The 20109-nt window shown below is 60.0% G+C and carries 19 protein-coding genes and 1 pseudogene; 9 read left to right on the top strand and 11 right to left on the bottom strand.

Going from position 1 to position 20109, the window contains the following annotated elements:
• The first annotated feature begins 52 nt into the window (after window positions 1–52).
• Window positions 53–427 carry a hypothetical protein gene (locus CO670_RS17795; protein WP_245425869.1) on the top strand — a complete coding sequence of 125 codons (375 nt, stop codon included), beginning with the start codon at window positions 53–55 and terminating at the stop codon, window positions 425–427.
• Window positions 427–726 (top strand): DUF982 domain-containing protein, encoded by a 300-nt coding sequence (locus CO670_RS17790; RefSeq protein WP_097591456.1) that lies wholly within the window; start codon window positions 427–429, stop codon window positions 724–726. The genes CO670_RS17795 and CO670_RS17790 overlap by 1 nt, the downstream gene beginning before the upstream one ends.
• 241 nt (window positions 727–967) lie before the next feature.
• Here the strand turns inward: CO670_RS17790 and ligD are convergent, their stop codons facing one another.
• From ligD to CO670_RS17775, 3 genes are read right to left on the bottom strand one after another with little or no spacing between them, the layout of a single operon-like run.
• A complete protein-coding gene (gene ligD, locus CO670_RS17785) occupies window positions 968–2011 on the bottom strand; it encodes a non-homologous end-joining DNA ligase (RefSeq protein ID WP_097591455.1) in 1044 nt (347 codons plus the stop codon).
• On the bottom strand, window positions 2008–2817 hold the full coding sequence (locus CO670_RS17780; RefSeq protein ID WP_097591454.1) for a Ku protein: 810 nt from the start codon (window positions 2815–2817) through the stop codon (window positions 2008–2010). Before CO670_RS17780 ends, ligD begins: the two co-directional genes overlap by 4 nt.
• A gap of 15 nt (window positions 2818–2832) precedes the next feature.
• Window positions 2833–3729 carry a Ku protein gene (locus CO670_RS17775; RefSeq protein WP_097591453.1) on the bottom strand — a complete coding sequence of 299 codons (897 nt, stop codon included), beginning with the start codon at window positions 3727–3729 and terminating at the stop codon, window positions 2833–2835.
• 199 nt (window positions 3730–3928) lie between these two features.
• Here CO670_RS17775 and CO670_RS17770 point away from each other — a divergent pair, with 199 nt between their 5' ends.
• Window positions 3929–4135, top strand: coding sequence for a hypothetical protein (locus CO670_RS17770; RefSeq protein ID WP_176538971.1), 207 nt, complete (start codon window positions 3929–3931; stop codon window positions 4133–4135).
• Window positions 4136–4186: 51 nt separating this feature from the next.
• Here CO670_RS17770 and CO670_RS17765 read toward each other — a convergent pair whose 3' ends face one another.
• Together CO670_RS17765 and CO670_RS17760 are read right to left on the bottom strand one after the other, a co-directional pair.
• The gene (locus CO670_RS17765) at window positions 4187–5386 is read right to left on the bottom strand and encodes an MFS transporter (protein ID WP_245425867.1); all 1200 of its coding nucleotides are present in this window, start codon (window positions 5384–5386) and stop codon (window positions 4187–4189) included.
• Window positions 5387–5533: 147 nt separating this feature from the next.
• Window positions 5534–5866 carry a hypothetical protein gene (locus tag CO670_RS17760; protein WP_097591451.1) on the bottom strand — a complete coding sequence of 111 codons (333 nt, stop codon included), beginning with the start codon at window positions 5864–5866 and terminating at the stop codon, window positions 5534–5536.
• A 469-nt stretch (window positions 5867–6335) separates the two neighbouring features.
• Between CO670_RS17760 and CO670_RS17750 the strand changes: the two genes are divergently transcribed.
• The 3 genes and pseudogenes from CO670_RS17750 to CO670_RS17740 all read left to right on the top strand — a co-directional run bounded on the left by CO670_RS17750 (window position 6336) and on the right by CO670_RS17740 (window position 11782).
• Entirely contained in the window at window positions 6336–7091 is a 756-nt protein-coding gene (locus tag CO670_RS17750) for an ImuA family protein (protein ID WP_097591449.1), read from the top strand.
• Window positions 7012–8523 carry a DNA polymerase Y family protein gene (locus CO670_RS17745; RefSeq protein ID WP_097591448.1) on the top strand — a complete coding sequence of 504 codons (1512 nt, stop codon included), beginning with the start codon at window positions 7012–7014 and terminating at the stop codon, window positions 8521–8523. Before CO670_RS17750 ends, CO670_RS17745 begins: the two co-directional genes overlap by 80 nt.
• Window positions 8520–11782 (top strand): annotated as a pseudogene (locus CO670_RS17740) (error-prone DNA polymerase). Before CO670_RS17745 ends, CO670_RS17740 begins: the two are co-directional and overlap by 4 nt.
• Before the next feature lie 726 nt (window positions 11783–12508).
• On the opposite strand, the gene CO670_RS17735 reads toward CO670_RS17740, so the two are convergent.
• Together CO670_RS17735 and CO670_RS17730 are read right to left on the bottom strand one after the other, a co-directional pair.
• Window positions 12509–12865: a type II toxin-antitoxin system HicB family antitoxin gene (locus CO670_RS17735; protein WP_049732468.1), complete on the bottom strand. Its 357-nt coding sequence runs from the start codon at window positions 12863–12865 to the stop codon at window positions 12509–12511.
• Window positions 12862–13116: a type II toxin-antitoxin system HicA family toxin gene (locus CO670_RS17730; protein WP_097591447.1), complete on the bottom strand. Its 255-nt coding sequence runs from the start codon at window positions 13114–13116 to the stop codon at window positions 12862–12864. The genes CO670_RS17735 and CO670_RS17730 overlap by 4 nt, the downstream gene beginning before the upstream one ends.
• Window positions 13117–13348: 232 nt before the next feature.
• On the opposite strand from CO670_RS17730, the gene CO670_RS17725 reads away from it, so the two are divergent.
• Window positions 13349–14320, top strand: a complete 972-nt coding sequence (locus CO670_RS17725) for a nitronate monooxygenase (protein WP_097591446.1) — start codon at window positions 13349–13351, stop codon at window positions 14318–14320.
• Between the two features lie 425 nt (window positions 14321–14745).
• Here CO670_RS17725 and CO670_RS17720 read toward each other — a convergent pair whose 3' ends face one another.
• The 4 genes from CO670_RS17720 to CO670_RS17705 all read right to left on the bottom strand — a co-directional run bounded on the left by CO670_RS17720 (window position 14746) and on the right by CO670_RS17705 (window position 17889).
• The gene (locus CO670_RS17720) at window positions 14746–15384 is read right to left on the bottom strand and encodes a hypothetical protein (protein ID WP_097591509.1); all 639 of its coding nucleotides are present in this window, start codon (window positions 15382–15384) and stop codon (window positions 14746–14748) included.
• 546 nt (window positions 15385–15930) lie between these two features.
• Entirely contained in the window at window positions 15931–16959 is a 1029-nt protein-coding gene (locus CO670_RS17715) for a DUF3618 domain-containing protein (RefSeq protein ID WP_097591445.1), read from the bottom strand.
• Window positions 16959–17375 carry a phage holin family protein gene (locus CO670_RS17710; RefSeq protein WP_097591444.1) on the bottom strand — a complete coding sequence of 139 codons (417 nt, stop codon included), beginning with the start codon at window positions 17373–17375 and terminating at the stop codon, window positions 16959–16961. The genes CO670_RS17715 and CO670_RS17710 overlap by 1 nt, the downstream gene beginning before the upstream one ends.
• Window positions 17368–17889: a nutrient deprivation-induced protein gene (locus CO670_RS17705; protein WP_097591508.1), complete on the bottom strand. Its 522-nt coding sequence runs from the start codon at window positions 17887–17889 to the stop codon at window positions 17368–17370. Before CO670_RS17705 ends, CO670_RS17710 begins: the two co-directional genes overlap by 8 nt.
• A 481-nt stretch (window positions 17890–18370) precedes the next feature.
• Here CO670_RS17705 and CO670_RS17700 point away from each other — a divergent pair, with 481 nt between their 5' ends.
• Window positions 18371–19123: a FadR/GntR family transcriptional regulator gene (locus tag CO670_RS17700; RefSeq protein WP_097591443.1), complete on the top strand. Its 753-nt coding sequence runs from the start codon at window positions 18371–18373 to the stop codon at window positions 19121–19123.
• Window positions 19124–19184: 61 nt separating this feature from the next.
• Window positions 19185–20090: a 5-dehydro-4-deoxyglucarate dehydratase gene (kdgD, locus tag CO670_RS17695; protein ID WP_097591442.1), complete on the top strand. Its 906-nt coding sequence runs from the start codon at window positions 19185–19187 to the stop codon at window positions 20088–20090.
• Window positions 20091–20109: the final 19 nt, after the last annotated feature.

Genomic DNA, 20109 nt, shown 5'->3' with positions numbered 1-20109 from the left:
ACATACTCTCATATGAACCAAGTTCCATCGGTCGACACAATGGAGCCAAACCATGAGAAAGGAAAACACAAGCAACTTCTCCAAGCAGCAAGCCGCGGCGATCAGCGCGGCGCACCTGCTGCATCCGGGAAAACACTTCAGTCATCCCCGTGACGTGCTGACCGCCACCGACATCAGCGTTGAGGAAAAGCGGGCGATTCTCGCCTCCTGGGCATCCGATTGCTTTGCGATCGAATCGGTACCTGCACTGCGACTCTATCCCGGGACGGAAATAGCCGTTTCCTATGATGAGATCCTAGAGGCCCTCAAGGCCTTGGACAAAGGTGATCGGCAATCCGGCGGGCCAGATTCATCGGGCTTCTCCCATGGCGGGAGGCCCCGTCGCGGCTTCGCCGGTCAACACTTGGGGTTGGGAAGGAGAATATGATGAAGCCCGATATGTTCAGACAGCCTGTCTCCGTTCTTGTTGGTCTTGGATTTCCGGTTGAGGTCCGCAGCGTGATGGACGCCTATCGGCATCTCACCGAGTGGCCGGCGTCGTTACGGGATAGCGCGCATTCCATCGCGCTCAAGGCGTGCGGTGCCGCACTCCGCGGCGAGATCGAGCCGGAGACGGCACGCGGCCTTTATGTCGCCTTCGCCGAAAAACACGATCTGCTGGCACCGGAAGACCAAGTCATTGCTGTCTCTCGGATGACGCGGGACAGGGATCCTCGGCCATACTGAGATACAGCCGATTACGACAGCACCTCGAGCCGCCTGGCCACGGGCGCATGTCACTTGTAGATCTTGGATGCAGATGCAAATGCGCAAGCTTGCGACGCAGGCAGCGGCGAAAGATGAGCCGCTGCCGACGCGATGCCATCGGCTGTTTTGAACCTGATTTTATCTCGGCTTGCCAGAGTTCGCTGCGGTCCTGCGATTTGTCTGGCTGTTGATTACGGCTCCCGCAAGAGTCCCTGTCGTTTCAGCCGGTTTGCTTTTCGTCCATATCGAAGACCGCCGCATTGTCCTGGACCTCGCGCAGGCCTTTGTAGGATGGGTGACGCAAGCTGCCGTCCTCCGTCCATCCGCTAAACTCTACCTCGGCGATTAATGTCGGCTGAGCAAAGACCAGGTTCTTTCCCTTGAGCGGGACCGCCGGTCGCGTCGTTCCCAGTTTATCGAGCGTGCTGCGCAGATATCCGGCGTCCTTCGCGTTGAACCCCGTTCCAACCGAGCCGACATCGATCCATTCGCGGCCCTTGCGAGCGGCAAGGAGCAGGCTGCCCAAGCCGTTGCGGGCAGATGCAGACCGCTCGTAGCCGATGATCATGAAGCTCTCGCGCTGGACGCATTTGATCTTGAGCCAGTCGCCGGTGCGACCGGAGCGGTAGGGCTGATCGCGATGTTTGGCGATGATGCCTTCGAGACCCATCGAGCAGGCATTCGCCAGAAGCTCTGCACCATCGCCGTAGACTTCCTCCGACAGCTGAATCGCGCCGGTGACACCGTCGAGAAAATCGTCCAGCAGGTGCCGGCGCACCGAGAGTTCGGTCCTCGTCAGATCATGGCCGTCGAAATACAGAAGGTCGAACGCCAGAAAAACTGACTCCGTCGACGTGCGCTTGCCGCCGCGTCCACCAAGCGACCGCTGCAGCGCCCCAAAATCCGAGCGCCCCTGCTTGTCTAGCACGACGGCCTCACCATCAAGGATCGCAGTGCCGACGCCGAGCTTCGCGGCCGCTTCGGCGATCATCGGGAACCGGTGTGTCCAATCGTGGCCACCGCGGGTGAGGACCCGCACTCCCTTCGGCTCGATGTGGATCGCCAGGCGATAGCCGTCCCATTTCACCTCGAATAACCAGTCCGGGCCTTTCGGCGGAACTTTCTTCAGCAGCGCCAGGCACGGCTCGACACGGTCGGGCATCGGATCGAACGGAAGACGCGGTTGTGCCGGATCGCGCGGCCGGGCCGGCTTGGACTTGGCAGCGGAACCGTCCTGCAGCAGCGGTTTGGTACGACGGCTCATCTGCCGGCCCGCTTTTCGGCCGCGACCGACTTCTTCAGGGCGTCCATGATATTGACCACATTGTTCGGGGGAGCCGAGGCGGCGGGTTTGCCCTTGGCTTTGGCGGGTCTCTTCAGCGTCTTCTTCTTGGCGGCGATGATATCGAGCAGGCGCTCCTGGACCGGATCGGCGACCATTTTCGGGCTCCAATCCTTGGTCTGCTTTTTGATGAGCTGTCGGACCAGAGGCATCATCTCCGAGTCCGCCGTTTCCTCACCGATCGCCCCGAAATAACTGTCTTCATCGCGGACCTCATCTCCATAACGCAGCGTCCAGAGGACGATACCCTTGCCGCGTGGCTCGAGCATGACGGCGCGCTCGCGGCGCGAAATCACCAGCCGGGATATGCCGACCATGTTCTGCGCCTCCATCGCATCGCGGATCACGGAAAACGCCTCCTGTCCGACCGGGTCGTTCGGTGAGAGATAATAGGGCGTGTCGAGCCAGGTCCAATCGATGCTGTCGCGCGGCGTGAAGGTGGAAATGTCGATCGTCTTGGTGCTCTCAAGCGCCACGTTCTCGAGCTCGTCATCCTCCAGCATGACATACTCGTTCTCTCCGCGCTGATAGCCTTTGACTTCGTCTTCCTCTTTGACGGCCTTGCCGGTGACGGCATCGACATAATGGCTGACGACGCGGTTCCGGGTCTGGCGATTGAGCGTGTGAAAGCGAACCTTTTCGCTTTCGGAGGTCGCCGGCATCATCTGCACCGGGCAGGTGACGAGCGAGAGTTTGAGATAGCCTCTCCAATAGGGACGCAGGGCCATGGCGTCTTCCTCCGATCAGCTGGCGCGGCGCGTCGGCGCCGCCGCCGGCTTCGATTTCGCGGCGGGCTTGGCTGCTTTCTGGCGGCCGGCGGTCCGGTTGGCATTGGCGGCGGTGCGCTTTGGCTTCGTCTCCTTCACGCCGAGACCGGCGCTCTCGCGCAGGGCCTGGAGCAGGTCACTCGGCTTGGACGCCACCGGTGCCTTCTTCTTCGGCAATGTGCGACCCTCGATCTTGGCTTTGACGAGCTCGGCGACGGCGGCTTCATAGCGGTCATCGAAGGTGCTGGCGTCGAAGCTGCCCTTCTTGGTGCCGATGATGTGTTCGGCGAGTTCGAGCATTTCGCCTTCGATCTTCAGGTCGGGCATCTCTTCGAACGCCTTGTCCGACGAGCGGACCTCATAATCGAAGTTCAGCGTCGAGGCGATCAGGCCTTTGCCATGCGGCCGAATGAGCACCGTGCGCAGCCGCCGGAAAAGCACGGTCCGGGCGATGCCGGCGACCTTCTCCCGCTTCATGCCGTCGCGCAGCAGCAGGAAGGCATCCGTGCCCATCTTGTCCGGCGCTAGGTAGTAGGGCTTATCGAAATAAGTGGTGTCGATCTGCGAGCATGGGATGAAGGCGTCGATTTTCAGCGTCTTGTCGCTCTCGGGAATTGCCGCTGCGACTTCCTCGGGCTCGAGCACGACATAGTGGCCGTTCTCGACTTCATAGCCTTTGACCTGGTTCTCGCGCTCGACCGGATCGCCGGTCTCGCTGTCGATGAACTCGCGCTTGACCCGATTGCCGGTTTTTCGATTGAGGGTATTGAAGGCGATGCGCTCCGACGAGGAGGCCGCTGTATAAAGCGCCACGGGGCAGGAAACCTCCCCGAACTTGATATACCCCTTCCAATTGGCTCTTGGACCCGCCATGACTTGGGACCTCCGCACACAACTCACGCGATTCAAGTGATTCGGCAGCGAATCGTTCCGAGTCGAAACGAATCATTTTTCAATGACTTAGCTCTATTCGGGTGCGCGTACTGCCAGTCCTGTCTAGACTCATGATTCCATGCATCTTTTCGCGCCGGCGCGCGTTTTCTCGGTGGAACAACCCCAAAGGAGTCCTGCCATGAGCAAGCGCGAACTGATCGATACCGGAACCGACAAACGCTATGTCCGTCGCGATAAGAAGGGCCGGTTCAAGGAGAGCGACGACGTCTCGCGATCGCTGTCCAGCGATGCCCGCATGAGGCTCGGCGCGAGGCCAAGCCTGCCAGGGCGACAAGGGCGATCGCAAGCACTGAAGGCCGTTGAGGCTGTCCATCGACATCGATAGTTGGACCTTCAGCCAGCGACTTTCCGAAAGCGCAGCCGATATGCCCAAAGCCTATGGTCGAAGTTGTCGGTCCTTCGGCAACGCGATCGCTATGAGCGCTGAGATCAAGGCCATGACCGCCACGGCGAGATAGATGCCCTCAAAGCTTTGGGTCGATGTCTTGATCACCCCGCCGAAGAAGTTGCCGGTGGTGCCGCCGATTCCCTGGAGCACGGTGCAAATTCCCAGGACAGTCACTGCAAGACGTGGCTGGGCGCGGTGGGAGACATAGACCGGGAGCAGGCCATAAATGGGGTAGAAGCCGAGCGAAAAGAAGATTGCCGACGCTAAAGCCTGGTCCATCGAGGGGTCCATGATCACAAGAGCGCCGGCAATGAGGAAGCTCGAATAGCAGGCAAGCATGGCGTAGCGTGATCCAAGGCGTGACGATATCGTCCCCACGACGAAACCCGCGCCGATCCCCACCGCTCCGACGGTTGCCCAGAGCCAGGAGGCGAAGCCGACCGAATAGCCCAGCTCCTCCCGCAAGAAGGGAGAGAGATAGGTGAGGTAGGGGTAGGGCATCATGCCATTGACGAAACCCAGCACGAAAATCAGTGCCCCCCACGGCATGATCGAGCGCAGGCTTGGCGACCCATCCGCAACTGCGGTTGATGTCTGTCCTGTTGTGTCGTCGAAGAGGCCCGCTCGACCAAAGAGGATGGCAACGGCGATGGCCAGCGTGATTGTGACCCCGCCCGTGACGGACCAGGCTATCCGCCAGTGACCGCTGCCTGCGAATGCCGATACCAGCGCGCTGTTGATCAGAACGCCATAGGCCGGAGCACTGGAGATCAGACTCATGGCAAAACCGCGCCGTTCAGCGTTCACGACTCGCGTGGCAAGATCAATCATCGGAACGAAGGTCGACGCGCCGGTCCCGCCGGCGATCATGAGAAGGCAGGCGGTGACATATATATTGCCGGTGGCAGGAATGGACATGAGGCAAAGCCCGCAAAGCGACACGGAGGCCACCACTGTCCAGGCGGCGCCGATCCGATGGACGAGCCAGGTGCCGAGCAAGGCGAAAGCGACCGTGGAAAGTTGGACCAAGCCGGTGACGAAGCCCACGAATCCATAGTCGAAGCCAAGGTCACGCCGCATGTCGGGGATGATCTGGGGAAAGAGGCTGAGACCAAAACCATAGCACGTGGCGACGCAGGCGATCATGAGGGCGACAAGAATCTCACCTCTGAGGCGTAGGCTGGTCACGATGATCGGTCCCCTCGACATACATTCGCGCATTTGCCGCGATTATCAGTTACCGATCCCGGGGCAAAGGCGATTCTGACTGTTTGATCGCAGGCATCGCATCAGTCTTGTCGGTATCCACTTTTCAAGACGGCGGGGTCGTTGGTCTCATTCTTCATCTTGATCGGGCAGAAATTCCAGCATTTCCAGCTCGTATTCCAGGCTGCCGATCTTATCGAACAGCGCCTGTTCGTAATTGGAAAGAACGCTGCCAAGATGCGCAAAGGCCTCCGGCTGCGGTCTTGTGCCGTTACTCGGCGTGAAGACGATTTCACCGTCATAAGCGAGATCGATATAGCTTTGAACAAGCGCCAGCTCATTCCTGGCAAACTCGATGTTCGAGCGGATTGCTGCCAGTTTCAGTTCTTCGGCCGTCGATCCGAAGATCGTGCCCGATACCTCGAGGCGCTTTTCCTCGAACGATACGACCTTTTCCGTCATGGGGTATCCTCCTTGCTGAATGGAAGGCCATTGACGGCCAAGCGGGGGAAGCGAGTCTGGCAGCGGTCAACGCCGTCTTCCGAAAACATTCGAGGGCAGCCGAGGCTCAGCCGCCGGCGAAGCTGCTGGAACGTGAAACTCGCGCCGTACTGCTTGACCAGTGTCTTTCGATCGAGCTCAGTGGTCCGATCGCAGGCAATGCACTCGACGGTGACGACCGATCCACGGAAGTCGCGAAGCGTCGCCGGTTCTTCATAGGTATTTTTTCTTATCGATGACATTTGAGAGCCTGTCGACCGTTCATCAGTAGGCGATTGAATTCCCTGTTCTTCCGGTGCCGCAGCAGGTGGTCAGGTTGCAGTCCGACGGTCACTCGCCGGTATATGCACATTGACTCAAGTATTCGGAACAAATAGGGAACATACTCGCTTTCAAATAAGATGAAAACCTGTTTTGACGAAGGCTTCGAATGGCGCGGACCAGCGCGAATCCCATTATTTCCGATCTTCGAGACCGCATCCAGCATCTCGAAGGGGCTGCGGCACGACGAAAATCGGTCCTTCCATTTGGAGTGACTAAGATTGACGCGCACCTGCCGGGAGGTGGATTGGCTTATGGGGCCGTCCACGAATTCGCCGGCGGGGGAGTAGGGGCGGTCGATGGAGCCGCGGCCGCGGTTTTTGTTGCAGGTATTGCGGCTCGAACCGCAGGCAAGGTCGTCTGGTGTCTGACGCGGCCCGATCTCTTCGCGCCGGGGTTGGCCCAGGTCGGGCTCCACCCGGACCGCGTTATCTACGTCGAAGCAATCAGGGAGGAATATGTTCTTGAAGCCTTCGAGGAAGCATTGAGGTTTGGCGGACTGGCGGCGGTCGTCGCAGAGGTGGTGCGATTGCCCATGGTCGCATCTCGCCGTTTGCAGCTGGCGGCCGAAAATTCCGGGACCATCGGGCTGATCATTCGACGATGGCGGCGGCAGACCGAGGCGGGGGATTTCGGGCATCCAACGGCAGCGACGACACGATGGCGAATATCCGTGCTGCCATCAGAGCCCCTCCCGGTGCCTGGCCTCGGCCGGGCGAGATGGCTGGCCGAACTGATCAGGGTCAAGGCAGGTGAAAGTGCGAATTTTGAAATAGGTGCATGCGATGCCAAGGGTCGTATCAGTCTTTTTTCCGACATTCGCGACGGATCGGCTGAGACGCGCCGATCCCTCGATACCGGCTGAAATGCCGCTCGTTGTCGTCGCCAGGAGCGGCTCGAAACGATGGCTGTCAGCCGTCGATGCCAACGCTGCCAGGCTTGGCCTCCACGTTGGTATGGCCGCCGCAAAAGCGCAGGCATTGGTACACGGTCTCCGCGCAGTAGATGCCGATCCCGCCGCTGATCATGCAGCACTCGAACGCCTGACCCTCTGGGCGCTGTCTCAATACTCGCCGGTCGTGGCAGCCGATCCGCCGGACGGCATCGTCATGGATACTGAAGGAGCCGATCATCTTCAGGGCGGCGAGGAGCTGATGCTTTCCGGTCTCGTAAACCGGTTTCGGGCACGAGGCCTGCCAGCTCGTGCGGTCGTTGCCGACAGCTGGGGAGCTGCATATGGGCTGGCGCGAGCGATCAGGGAGGTTAGAGTCATCGCGAAAGGGAAAACGGCTGATGCGGTAACGCCGCTTCCCCTCTCGGCGCTGCGACTGAGTGCCGAGACGGTGATTAGTCTGCGCACGCTCGGCTTCCAAACGGTCGGCGAGCTGGCTGCGACACCGCGTGCGCCCCTATCGCTCCGCTTTGGTCCGGAAATCGGCCGTCGCCTTGACCAGATGTTCGGCCGGGTGGCTGAGCCCATTGATCCGATCCGATGTCCGGAGATCGTCGAGGTAGATCGTGCTTTCGCCGAGCCGATCGGCGCTGCGGAGACCATCGGAAAATATATCTCGCTGCTCGTAAGGAAGCTCTGTCGCGAGCTGCAGGCGAAAGGTCTGGGTGTCCGGCGCACAGACCTCATTGTTTACCGCGTCGACAACACGATCCAGGCGCTTAGGGCAGGGACGGCCAAACCGGTACGCGACGTAGCCTGGTTGACGAAGCTGCTGCGTGATCGCATCGAACGCATTGATCCCGGGTTTGGCATCGAGAAGCTTAGCCTCGCCGCCAGTATGGTCGAGCCGCTGGATGACCGCCAGATCGTCTCTGGTCTCGTCGAAGCCGCCGAGGTCGATGTCACGTCCCTCATCGATATCCTTGGAAACCGTGGCACGCTGCGCATCTACCGACTGGCTCCGGTCGCAAGCGACGTGCCAGAGCGGTCAGTCCAAAGGATTTCGCCCATCGCCGATGAAAATGGAGAGACCTGGCCGATGACCTGGCCCCGGCCGGTGCGATTGATGGACCGCCCCGAGCTGATTGAGGTCATGGCATTGCTGCCCGACCATCCTCCCGTTTGGTTCACTTGGCGCGGTAAGCGTCGGCGCGTGAAGCGTGCCGACGGACCTGAGCGCATCTTCGGAGAATGGTGGCGAAGGACGTCGGAATGGGTTGCCGTTCGGGACTATTTTTCGGTCGAGGACGAGATGGGCGAGCGCTACTGGATTTACCGGTCCGGCGACGGCATCGATCCCGAGACCGGTTCTCATCGCTGGTTCATCCATGGAACCTTCTCATGAGGTATGCCGAGCTCCAGGTCACCACACATTTCAGCTTTCTGCGCGGAGCATCCTCGGCAGAGGAACTGTTCGCGACCGCAAAGCTGCTCGGCATCGAGGCGCTCGGCATCGTCGATCGCAATTCCTTGGCCGGCGTCGTGCGAGCACTGGAAGCGTCTCGGGCAACCGGCTCGCGACTGGTCGTCGGCTGCAGGCTCGACCTCAAGGACGGCATGTCAATCCTGGTCTATCCGACAGATCGCGCGGCATACGCCCGATTGACCCGTCTGCTGACGCTCGGGAAGAGCAGGGGCGGGAAAGCGAACTGCATCCTGCACCTCGATGATCTGGCCCTCTATTCAAAAGGCCTGCTCGCCATCCTGGTGCCGGACCTGGCCGATGAGATCTGCGCGACGCAGCTCAGGAAGATGGCCGAAATCTTCGGCGACCGCGCCTATGTCTCGCTCTGTCTGCGCCGGCGGCCGAACGACCAGATGCGGCTGCACGAGCTGTCGAACCTGGCGGCGCGGCACCGGGTGAAGACGGTCGTCACCAATGACGTGCTGTTTCATGAGCCCGGCCGGCGCCAGCTCCAGGACGTGGTGACCTGCATCCGCACCGGAACGACAATCGACGATGTCGGTTTCGAGCGTGAAAGGCATGCGGACCGCTACCTGAAGCCGCCGCAGGAGATGGAGCGGCTGTTCAGTCGCTATCCCGAGGCGTCCGCGCGAACCATGGAAATCGTCGAGCGCTGCACGTTCTCGATGGAGGAGTTGACCTATCAGTATCCGGAGGAAGCCATTTTCCCCGGAAAGACAGCGCAGCAATCGCTCGAGCATTATGTCTGGGAATGTGTGCCCAACCGCTATCCGGAGGGCATGCCTTCCCACGTCGAGAAGATCATACGCCACGAGCTGGCGCTGATCGAGACCATGCGCTACGCTCCCTATTTCTTGACGGTCTTTTCCATCGTCCGATTTGCCAGATCCCAGGGAATCCTCTGCCAGGGGCGTGGCTCGGCCGCAAACTCGGCCGTCTGCTATGTGCTCGGAATTACATCAATCGATCCCGACACCAACGATCTGCTATTCGAGCGTTTCGTTTCGCAGGAACGAGATGAACCACCCGACATCGACGTCGATTTCGAGCACGAGCGGCGCGAGGAGGTGATCCAGTGGATCTACAAGACCTACGGCCACGACAAGGCCGCCTTGTGCTCCACCGTGACCCGCTACCGCGCCAAGGGCGCCATTCGCGACGTCGGTAAGGCACTCGGCCTGCCCGAGGACCTGATCAAGGCGCTTTCCTCCGGCATCTGGTCCTGGTCGGAAGCGGTCGGGGAGAGCCAGGTGCGCGACCTTGGCCTCAATCCGGACGATCGACGTCTCGCATTGACCTTGCAGCTTGCCCAGCAATTGATGGGCGCGCCGCGGCATCTCGGCCAACATCCCGGCGGCTTCGTCCTGACCCACGACAGGCTGGATCATCTCGTGCCGATCGAGCCGGCGGCGATGGCTGACCGCCAGGTGATTGAATGGGACAAGGATGACGTCGAGGCGCTGAAGATGATGAAGGTCGACGTGCTGGCGCTCGGCATGCTGACCTGCATGGCCAAGGCTTTTGCCCTGATCGGCAAGCACAAACATCAGGATCTCAACCTCGCCACCATCCCGCAGGAGGACCCGGCCACCTATGCGATGATCCGCAAGGCCGATACGCTCGGCACCTTCCAGATCGAAAGCCGAGCGCAGATGGCCATGTTGCCGCGCATGAAGCCGGAGACTTTCTACGACCTGGTCATCCAGGTGGCGATCGTCCGGCCGGGCCCGATCCAGGGTGACATGGTCCATCCCTATCTTCGCCGCCGCGAGGGCAAGGAAAAGGTCGAATACCCGACCCCCGAACTCGAGGCGGTGCTTGGCAGAACCTTGGGCGTTCCTCTGTTTCAGGAGTCGGCGATGAAGGTCGCCATGGTCTGCGCCGGATTTTCAGCCGGCGAGGCCGACCAGCTGCGCCGAGCAATGGCACGTTCAAATTTACCGGCGGTGTCAGCCGGTTCGAGGATAAGCTTGTTTCCGGCATGATCCGCAACGGCTACTCACCGGAATTTGCCAAGCGCACCTTCGGCCAGCTGGAAGGCTTCGGATCCTATGGTTTCCCCGAAAGTCACGCGGCGTCTTTCGCACTGATCGCCTATGCTTCCAACTATGTGAAATGCCATTTCCCGGATGTGTTCTGCGTTGCGCTATTGAACTCGCAGCCGATGGGCTTTTATGCGCCGGCACAAATCGTTTCTGACGCGAGGAAACACAGCGTCGAGGTGCGACCGGTTTGCATCAACCGCTCGCGTTGGGACTGCACGCTCGAGGAGGTGGAAGACACAACCCGGCATGCGGTGCGGCTCGGCATGCGTCTGGTGCGCGGATTGGCGATGGCCGACGCCGCCCGCATTATCGCCGCGCGCGCCGACGAGCCCTTCGCATCAGTGGACGACATGTGGCGGCGATCCGGCGTGCCGGTGGGCTCGTTGGTGGAGCTTGCGGAAGCGGACGCCTTCCTGCCGTCGTTGCGGCTCGAACGGCGCGATGCGCTTTGGGCAATCAAGGCGCTACGCGACGAGCCGCTGCCTCTCTTCACGGCCGCAGCCGAACGCGAGGCGCGGGCGATTGCCGAACAGCAGGAGCCGGACGTCGAGCTCAGGCAGATGACAGATGGGCATAATGTCATCGAGGATTATTCTCATATCGGCCTGACACTGCGGGAGCACCCCTTGCGATTCTTGCGGGCCGATCTCAGCAAGCGACGGGTCGTCACCTGTGCGGAGGCGATGACGGCGCGCGACGGTCAGTGGCTGATGGCCACCGGTCTCGTGCTGGTGCGCCAGCGTCCGGGTTCGGCAAAGGGCGTGATGTTCATCACCATCGAGGACGAGACCGGCATTGCCAATGTCGTCGTCTGGCCGAAGCTGTTCGAGCGCTCGCGCCGCGTGGTGCTCGGCGCCAGCATGATGGGGATCAACGGCAGGATCCAGCGCGAAGGCGAGGTGGTTCACCTGGTCGCCCAGCAGCTCTTTGATCTATCAGCCGACCTGTCGGGGCTTGCCGGGCATGATGGTGAATTCCGCCCCCCGACGGGCCGCGGGGACGAATTCGCCCATGGCTCTCCGGGAAGCCCGGACTCGCGCGAGAAAACGCCGCGGGCCGTTCGCGCCAGGGATATGTTCGTGCCGGATCTGCATATCGATACGCTGAAGATCAAGAGCCGGAATTTTCACTAGCTCGGCTATCCGCTGATTGCTGCAGTCGTGGGGCGGCTGGTTCGACTCCGTTCAAGGCGAAGGATAGGGACGAGCGTCTTAATTGGGGCCGCCTGCAGACCGTCTGCTATTAGGTGCCGAGCCCCGGATCGTGGCCGTCTGATTGACGCCAAGCCAAATACCAGATCCTGTTCCATATGCCGTCCTTGAGTCCTATCACCCTCCTGCATCCGGTGCGAGTTCGCCTGTATCGTTGATCCCGATCAAACCCTGCTATGGGAGAGCTGCTTGTCAATCCCGGTCTTGTTGCGGCGCATGCGTCGCTCGCGGGCCGTAATGTTCTCCACGCCGCGTACGGACCCGGACTGTACGGAATGCGGGAGCGGCAAGGGCAGCCGCTTGGGACACGGGCAGTCAGGCCCCGACCTCCCAGTGTTCGCTAGGTAAAGTTCCTGCGACGCGCTTTGTCCTCTCTATGCACGAAGGCATGGTGTGAGTTCCAGGGAGGCGACACTCTTTCTTGACCACATTCCACCGGCAGTCACGGTGTTGGTGGAACAGCAGCGAAGATATGTTCGAGCATCGAACTTTCAGCTGGCTGCTAATGTCAACTTTTGGGGGCTCTCGGTTTGCCTCGTGGACGCCGTGTTCTAAGGATGTTCACGTTCTGGGCTAGAATGATCGCATAATGGATCGAAAGGAACACCAATTCATTGGACACGCCGATGGGCGGTACTGTGAAGGGAACTACGCCGGCAAGCGCGCCTCGGCATAATGGTCGGCGGCCTCTTCCAGCACCTCTTCTGCCCACTGGTTCAGACTCTTTCCCGAAAGCTCAGCAGCAAGAGCTGCTCGGCGATGGACTTCGGGAGCGACACGAAACATCATCTTCCCAGAATAGGGTCGCTGAGGCTCTTTGCCGATTTTCCTGCAGGTCTCCAGGTAGTCATCGACTGCCTCATGGAAGGCTCTCTTAAGTTCAGCGACACTGTCACCGTGAAAGCCGATTACATCGGAGATACCTGCAATCCTGCCAAAAAACACATCGTCCTCAGCGTCGAATTCGATGCGCGCGTGATATCCATTGTAGGTCATGATGTTCATGGCGTTACTCCAATCTGCATCAGGAACTCGCGAGCATCGCGCACCTGATAACGCTTTGCTTCCTTGGCCGGATGTGGTCTATGGAAGCTCGCAATGATCCCGTCTTTTTCAAACTTAACGCGGGAACCATTCCCCTCAATGAGGTCGGCTCCGGCAGCCACAAGCAGATTCTCTATAGCGGCCCATTCAATGGTTCCCGAGACCGGGTCCATGAAGACCGCCGCGAGAGTCTTTCTCTGCTTGCTGTTCATGCTAGCAAATATAGAGACGCTTGCTGATTATGCAAGCACAAACTCAACAGCCTCTTAAATTCATCCCAAACGTCGAACGGGCGCGTGGTGGGGCGATAATCCCGAGTCGGCAGTTCGTATCCCTTCAAGGCGCCTTATGCCGATCCCGAAAAATGGAAAGCGCGTTGCTGTTATGCTAAAATAATCTCGTTGTGTTGCCCTTGCCTCACTACCGACCTGACGAGTGCCAACTGTGTCATTGAACACCCGGCTGACAGAGTACTTCGGCATCAGACATCCTGTTCTGCTCGCGCCTATGGGCGTGATGGCTGGCGGGCAACTCGCAGCTGCAGTCTCCGATGCCGGAGGCCTTGGTCTCATTGGCGGCGGCTACGGCGATGCAGTCTGGCTCGAGAAGCAATTTGACGCTGCCGGTAATTCACGTGTCGGATGCGGTTTGATCAGTTGGTCGCTGGCAACCAAACAGAACCTGCTTGATCTCGTTCTGGCGCGTAGACCCGCGGCGCTGATGTTTTCATTTGGTTCGCCGGCACCCTTTGCGCGCCGGGTGCGGGAAGCGGGAATACCTGTCATTTGTCAAGTTCAATCGATGCTGCACGCCCGTGAAGCACTTGACGTCGGAGCTACCGTAATTGTGGCTCAGGGCAATGAGGCCGGAGGTCACAGCGGATGTCGCTCGACGTTCACGCTGGTTCCCGAGATCGCCGACCTGGTTGCGAAGCGGGCGCCGGAGACGATTATCGCGGCGGCGGGCGGTGTGGGCGACGGCCGTTCACTAGCGGCGGCGCTGATGCTCGGTGCAGATGGTGTCTTGATCGGTACCCGGTTCGTTGCGACTTCAGAGTCAGCGGCGCCTCCCGGTTTTCGCGAAGCAATCGTAGCTGCTGATGGCGACCGGACGATAAAAACGAGGACTGTAGATATCGTCCGTGGCTATCATTGGCCCACAGCGGAGTTCACCGCCCGCGTTCTGAAAAACCGCTTCGTTTCCACCTGGCACGGACGCGAATGCGAGTTGGCCGCGCAGCCTGCACAAAAGATCCAAAGCGAGCTGTTCTGGAAAGCGTTCGACGCTGGCGACGCGGACAACTCAGCTGTTCTGATGGGCGAGGCAGCGGGCTTGATTCACAGTGTGGATCCCGCCCGGAGGGTGATTGAGGAGATGGTTGAACAAGCGGAGCGCCTGCTATCGCGAGCGACATGAAGTACCATTGCCGTGACCCCTTGATGCCGGCGGTCGTTCTCCCTGACGGCCAGTATAGGAGTCAAAGGCGAGGCGTCCACGTGTTTTCGAACTGCTCAAAGGGCTTCGCGTGAATTCCTCCGACCGCACTTTGTGCAGGCGCGAAGACATATCGGCGAAATAGACTATCCGGCTACCGGAACCTCACTCTTCCAGTCAAATCGTGAGTCATTCAGCGATGTCCGCTCTCGGGCCTGGTTGAAAATCGCCCTGTAATCTTCCCGGAATGGAGCAACCAGCTCCGGGAAGCCGATAACGGGGTGACCCCGGCAAAAGTTCTGTGCTCGCTCACGGCGCCGGCAGGCTTGAACTGGTCTTGGCTGAACAGGCCGGCGGCATCAAGGATCACTCGGCAAGCATTGAGCTCGAAAAGCTGACGCTACTTATCAGCGAAGCAGACCTTCTCTCCCGAACTCGTCCCAACCGCTCAAGCCGTTCATGGCGTCTTCGGCGACCGGATCAGCTTGCTCGGTCTTCGCTTGTTTCTTCAGTGACCGCGTCACCTTCGCCTGGTAGGCGGCGCGTCTGCGGTTTTCTGCTTTGGCCGCCGCGTCGTCTTCGCGCCATGCATCCACGGCGCAGCGATCGAGCAGGTCCTCGATGATCCGTGGATCGAACACGTGAAAGGTGATCCGCCGCGCTCGGCCCTGAAGCCTGACGGTTCGGGTTCCCGCGCTTGGAAGACGCCCGTCCTCCAGCCAACGCTTCCTTTCGGAAGCCGTTATCCCCAGGATGTCCTCGATCTCGCGAGGAATAATTGGCAGGTCTGCGATGCGCTGGAGCGTTTCGGAGACGATCGATGAGGTCGCGCGAAACGCTGTCTTCGACGTAACCGGCATGACGAGAGTGAGCTTGCCCCACTGCATATCAAGCGACTTCCTGACGGCGGGCGGCAGGCGAGACCGGATTTCCTGAAGGATTCCCTTCACTCTGATAGCCGATCCGAGCGTCGCGTCCAGTGGGAGCGGCCACTCCCTGATCAGCTCAGGTTCATCGCTCTTCGTTTCCGTCTTCACTTTGGGCATGCTGGAACAGATGGGATTGGCAAGGCCAAGCGTCAACGGCGTGCCTGTCTTTCCATGGAGTAAGGCAGTGCGGGGCGCCAACAGGTCGGATCGCCATATGCCGATTGCTGGCCGGAGTCTATGACCGCCTTCTAGAAAGATAGGTCGGCGGCGTCCGACTGCCGACACGCGGGTCCCAGTGCATCCGGAGTGAGTTCGATCTCGATATTTTCGACAATCGGCGGGATTTTCTCAGGTTTCGGGAAGTGCGGGTATCGAGACCTCTTATAGGTGCTCTCACCAGAAGCCCCAGAAGGAGCGTTGCTGCCGAGCCATGCGAGGCAGCAAGAGAGTTAGGCCAAAAGACCGGCTACCGTTGCGTTCGTGGGTATCGCGCGGGATTCAGCGCGACGCCGTCGCGCTCGATGTCCTCGAGGTATTCGAGAGCATGGTGCGCGACGCCCTTGGCGGCTATGAGCCGCCGAACAAATGGACCGGCGAGGAGGCTATGCTTTCGCTTCCTTTTCCCGAAACAGCAATCCAGGTATTCGGAGAGCCAGTACAGGGTCAGGCAGTCCCCGGTTCATGGTCAGGCCGCACCGCAGCATCCCGCGTTGCTGGCTGTCGTAGAGACTCGACTTCCTCCGAGAGGCGATCCTTGATCTCGTCGTGAGCATCGGAAGCAACCGCAACAGCCTTTTGGTAGGCAGTTGAGGCGATGGCGGCGCCTTGATCGACAAGTTCAGATGTTTGAGTGCCGATCGCTTCCTTGGCGGCATCCGATGCTTCTCCTGCGAGCTCATCCTCCATTTCGGTGCTTGGCAGTGCCGCGCCGATCGCGGCTCCGACTGCAAACGCCAATGCACCACCCACCAGCGGCTGGTCGCGAAACTGGGTAAGGATCATCATGTTCAGTTTGTTTGTCTGTTCTTGCAGGTTTGTTGCGGCCGAAGACGCACGGTCGGCGAGCGCACTTGCAGTTCCCGTCGCGTGCTCGGAAGCGTCTTGCACGGCAGTTTTTACTTGCTCCCACTTTTCGGCGGCCCAGCCGGATGCAGTGTCGAGGATCGCTCCGGTCTCATCAACGATTTGATCGACCCTTTTGCCGCTCGCATCGATAAAGCCGCGATAGGTCTTGCCCGTTTCATCGACGAAATGACCGGCCCGGCGTCCCGTTTCATCAGTCAAAGCCTTCAGTGTCTTGCCGGTGCTGTCCGAAAAATGGCTGTACCGGACGCCGCCGACGAAGGTCGGGGGGCCGAGGCGGCGCACAGGCCCATGGACCGGATAGAGATCATATTCCGGCTCGGTTCTCGTCGTTGATCCCGTCGCTGACGAAGGGGTGCCCTTGGCCATCAGCCAGGCCAGACTAACACCCATCAGCGCCACCGGGAGCGGATTCTCCTTCAACGCTCGGCCGAAATTTCCGACGAACTCTCTGCCGCCGCCGCCTTTGGCATAGGCGATAAGCTCGTCGATCAGTTGGCCCGGCGACATCCGCTCCTGGAGCGCCTCGATCCGTTGCCCAAGCCGCTGACGATCTTGGTCGATTTCCCGCTGAAGCTCGAGCGAGCTTTTGTCTGAAGTCGTTTCCATCAGAGTTTATCCTTTACAGTTTGCACGTCTCGACGAAGCGACGTCGTAGTGCGCCCAAGGGCCAGATTGCTGCGACGGAAGGCGGCAAGGCCACGCCGGATCATGATCCAGGCAATAAACCCGATGATGACGCTGACGATGATCGCAGCCAGCGCGCTGGCCACAGGTTCGCTGAACCCCTGCGCTACGAGGAGTGCGGCGACCCCGCTGACGACGGCGCTCAAGAGCACACCGATGGCTCCGATCGCCAGGATCGTTCCGATCAGAAGGATCTCGACGCCGCTCAAGACGGCGGCAAGCTTCTCCGATGCTTCGGCTTTGGCCAGGTCGATCTCCTTACGCAGAAGGCCGGTAACATCACTTAAAAGACCGCCAACCAAGTCGGCCAATGGCATGTTTTCGGAGGGTTTAGCCATTTTCCTTGTCCTTGCTTCCCGAGATGATTGCTTGTGTCGATGGAGGCTCTCTTCGGGTCTTCTCGGCTCGATTGGCGGAAGCGGTCAGAAAACGGCTTGCGGTCAGCCCTGCGAGGGCGGCGATTCCCAAAAATGCGACCGGCTGCCTGCGGCCAAAATCCTCGGCCAGAATTGCCATCTCGCCAAGGTCTTTGCCCTCCACGCGTCTTGCGGCGCTGGCAACGCTGCGACCGAGCCCCCGTGCGTAGCGACCGACCTGGTCCTGGCCGGAGTGCTCCAGTTCCGCCCCTACCTTTTCGAGCGCCGTCGCAATGCCGCTCATCTGGCGCGCTGCAAAGTGCGCCTGCTCCGAAACCAAGTCCTGTGCCTTTTCGAGGCCCGCGACGGACGCCTCCTTCACCGTCGCTTTCGTCGAACTGATATCGTCGCTGATCTTGTTTTTCAGCTCAGTCGTCGGAGAGACGTTCGCAGACGGACCGCGTTCTCCTCCCGGTTCTGAAAATTCGTCGGTCATCGAGGCCTCCATGGTGGCACGTTTGTGGGCGCCGAACCTCGATCTTCCGGCTTTGTTCCCTTGGGGGCGCTCATCCTCTTGGGCGATACTGGCAGACGACATCCGCGGCAACGATCCGGAAGTTACCAAACCCTCAAGGACGCGCCGTACAGGGTGGCTGAACATCCAGGTCCGAAACCGCCAATGCCATCATCAAACTGCTCCCCAGAAGGGATCTGCCCGGAGCGATTCGATTGGTGGCTTGACCTGCCATCATGCCGCCAAACGCCACCGCCTTGCGCCGTTGTATGAGCCTGTATGACAAAGTTCACCACAAGGCCGAAGCGGGCTCTTATTTGACGTAGGGGTGCTGCTCAGCCGCTGAGGTGCGGGAAAAATCATAGTATGAGTTTTGGTGAGAAGGAGGATTTCATAAGATGCTATCGCTTTTGCTGCCCACTGAGAGTATGCATGATCTCGGAATGGAAAATCTGGAGGAAACATGCCGCGGGCTGAACGTCCAACGTCGCGCAAGTCATTCGCGTCCCAGGTTGCCGATGTATTGCGCGAGCAGATCGAGGCGGGTTTCTACGCGCCCGGTGACAAGCTGCCGACCGAGCCGGCGCTCATTGATCGTCTGGGGTTCAGTCGTACCGTGATCAGGGAGGCGATCGCTGCATTGCGTGCCGATGGGTTGGTGGAATCGCGGCAGGGAGCCGGGGTGTTTGTGATAGGCCCGAAGCCCGTCGATGAAGGGCTGAAGCTTTTTACGGAAGAGACCGACAAAATCTCCGACATCATCGAGGAACTCGAGCTGCGCATTGGAATAGAGGTAGAAGCGGCGGGCCTGGCGGCGGCCCGCAGTTCGCCGGCGCAAGAGGCCGAGATCCAGGCTCAGATTGACAAATTCGCCGACCTCGTCGCCGCAGGTCGACCCACCGATGAGGCAGATTTTCAGTTCCACATGGCGATCGCCACCGCGACCAATAATGCCAGGTTTAAGACCTTCCTCGAGCATGTGGGGCGCCGGATGATTCCGCGGGTGAAGTTCAAGACCGTGATGGGTGGGGTCGATCCGTTGCCCAGCCGAGATCAGCCGATCCTCGAGGAGCATCGCGAAATCGCTGATGCGATTCTCGCCCGTGACCCAGAAAGGGCCCGCGAAGCCATGCGCCGACATCTCGTTACCGGCATCAAGCGTTATCGCTCGTTGATGATTCGCCGCTCAGCTGCAGCCCGCGACAAAACCGATTGACTCATCTCTAAAGTCATCATATGACACCACGCGACATAATACTAATTCGCGGAGGTTTCTTTTGTCGCCAGATGAACTCAAGTCGCGCATTGGCTCCGGCCTCCTGTCGTTTCCGGTTACGCATTTCAACGACGACTTCAGCCTTAATCTCAAGAGCTACCGCGAACACGTCGGATGGCTTTCCGGCTTCGATGCGGCCGCTCTTTTCGCCGCCGGAGGAACGGGCGAGTTTTTCTCGCTGTCGCCCGAAGAGGTCGGGAAAGTCACGCGCGCGGCCAAGGAAGCGTCGGGCGACGTGCCAATCATCGCCGGTTGTGGTTATGGCACATCGCTTGCCACGGAAACCGCTCGGCACGCCGAAGCCGCCGGCGCCGATGGTCTGTTGCTTTTGCCGCATTACCTGATGGAAGCGCCACAGGAGGGCATCTACCGGCACGTCAAGGCCGTGTGCGAATCGACCGGCCTCGGCGTCGTCATCTACAATCGCGCCAATTCGGTCGCCAATGCCGAGACCGTGGCCCGTCTCGCCGATTCCTGCTCGAACCTCATCGGCTTCAAGGACGGAACCGGCAAGGTCGATCTGGTCCGCCACGTGACGGCGAAGCTCGGTGACCGACTTACCTATATCGGAGGCATGCCGACGCACGAGCTTTTTGCCGAGGGGTTCAACGGCGTGGGCGTCACGACCTATTCCTCTGCCGTCTTCAACTTTGTGCCGAAACTGGCGCAGCGTTTCTACAAAGCGATGCGTTCGGGTGACCGGGCGACAATGGAGGCGATACTGAACACCTTCTTCTTTCCCTTCGCGGCGTTGCGTGATCGCGAGCAGGGGTACCCCGTCTCGATCATCAAGGCTGGAGTCGATCTGATCGGGCGCACGCCGGGTCCGGTGCGTCCGCCGCTGACGGATCTGACGCCGCAGGAGAAGGAAATGCTGCGCGATCTCATCGACAGGGCCGCAGGCTGACACAGGAGCTTCGGCGGCC

The sequence above is a fragment of the Rhizobium sp. J15 genome (genome assembly GCF_002531825.1).
Classification (GTDB): domain Bacteria; phylum Pseudomonadota; class Alphaproteobacteria; order Rhizobiales; family Rhizobiaceae; genus Rhizobium.
This window is presented reverse-complemented; position numbering and strand designations above follow the sequence as displayed.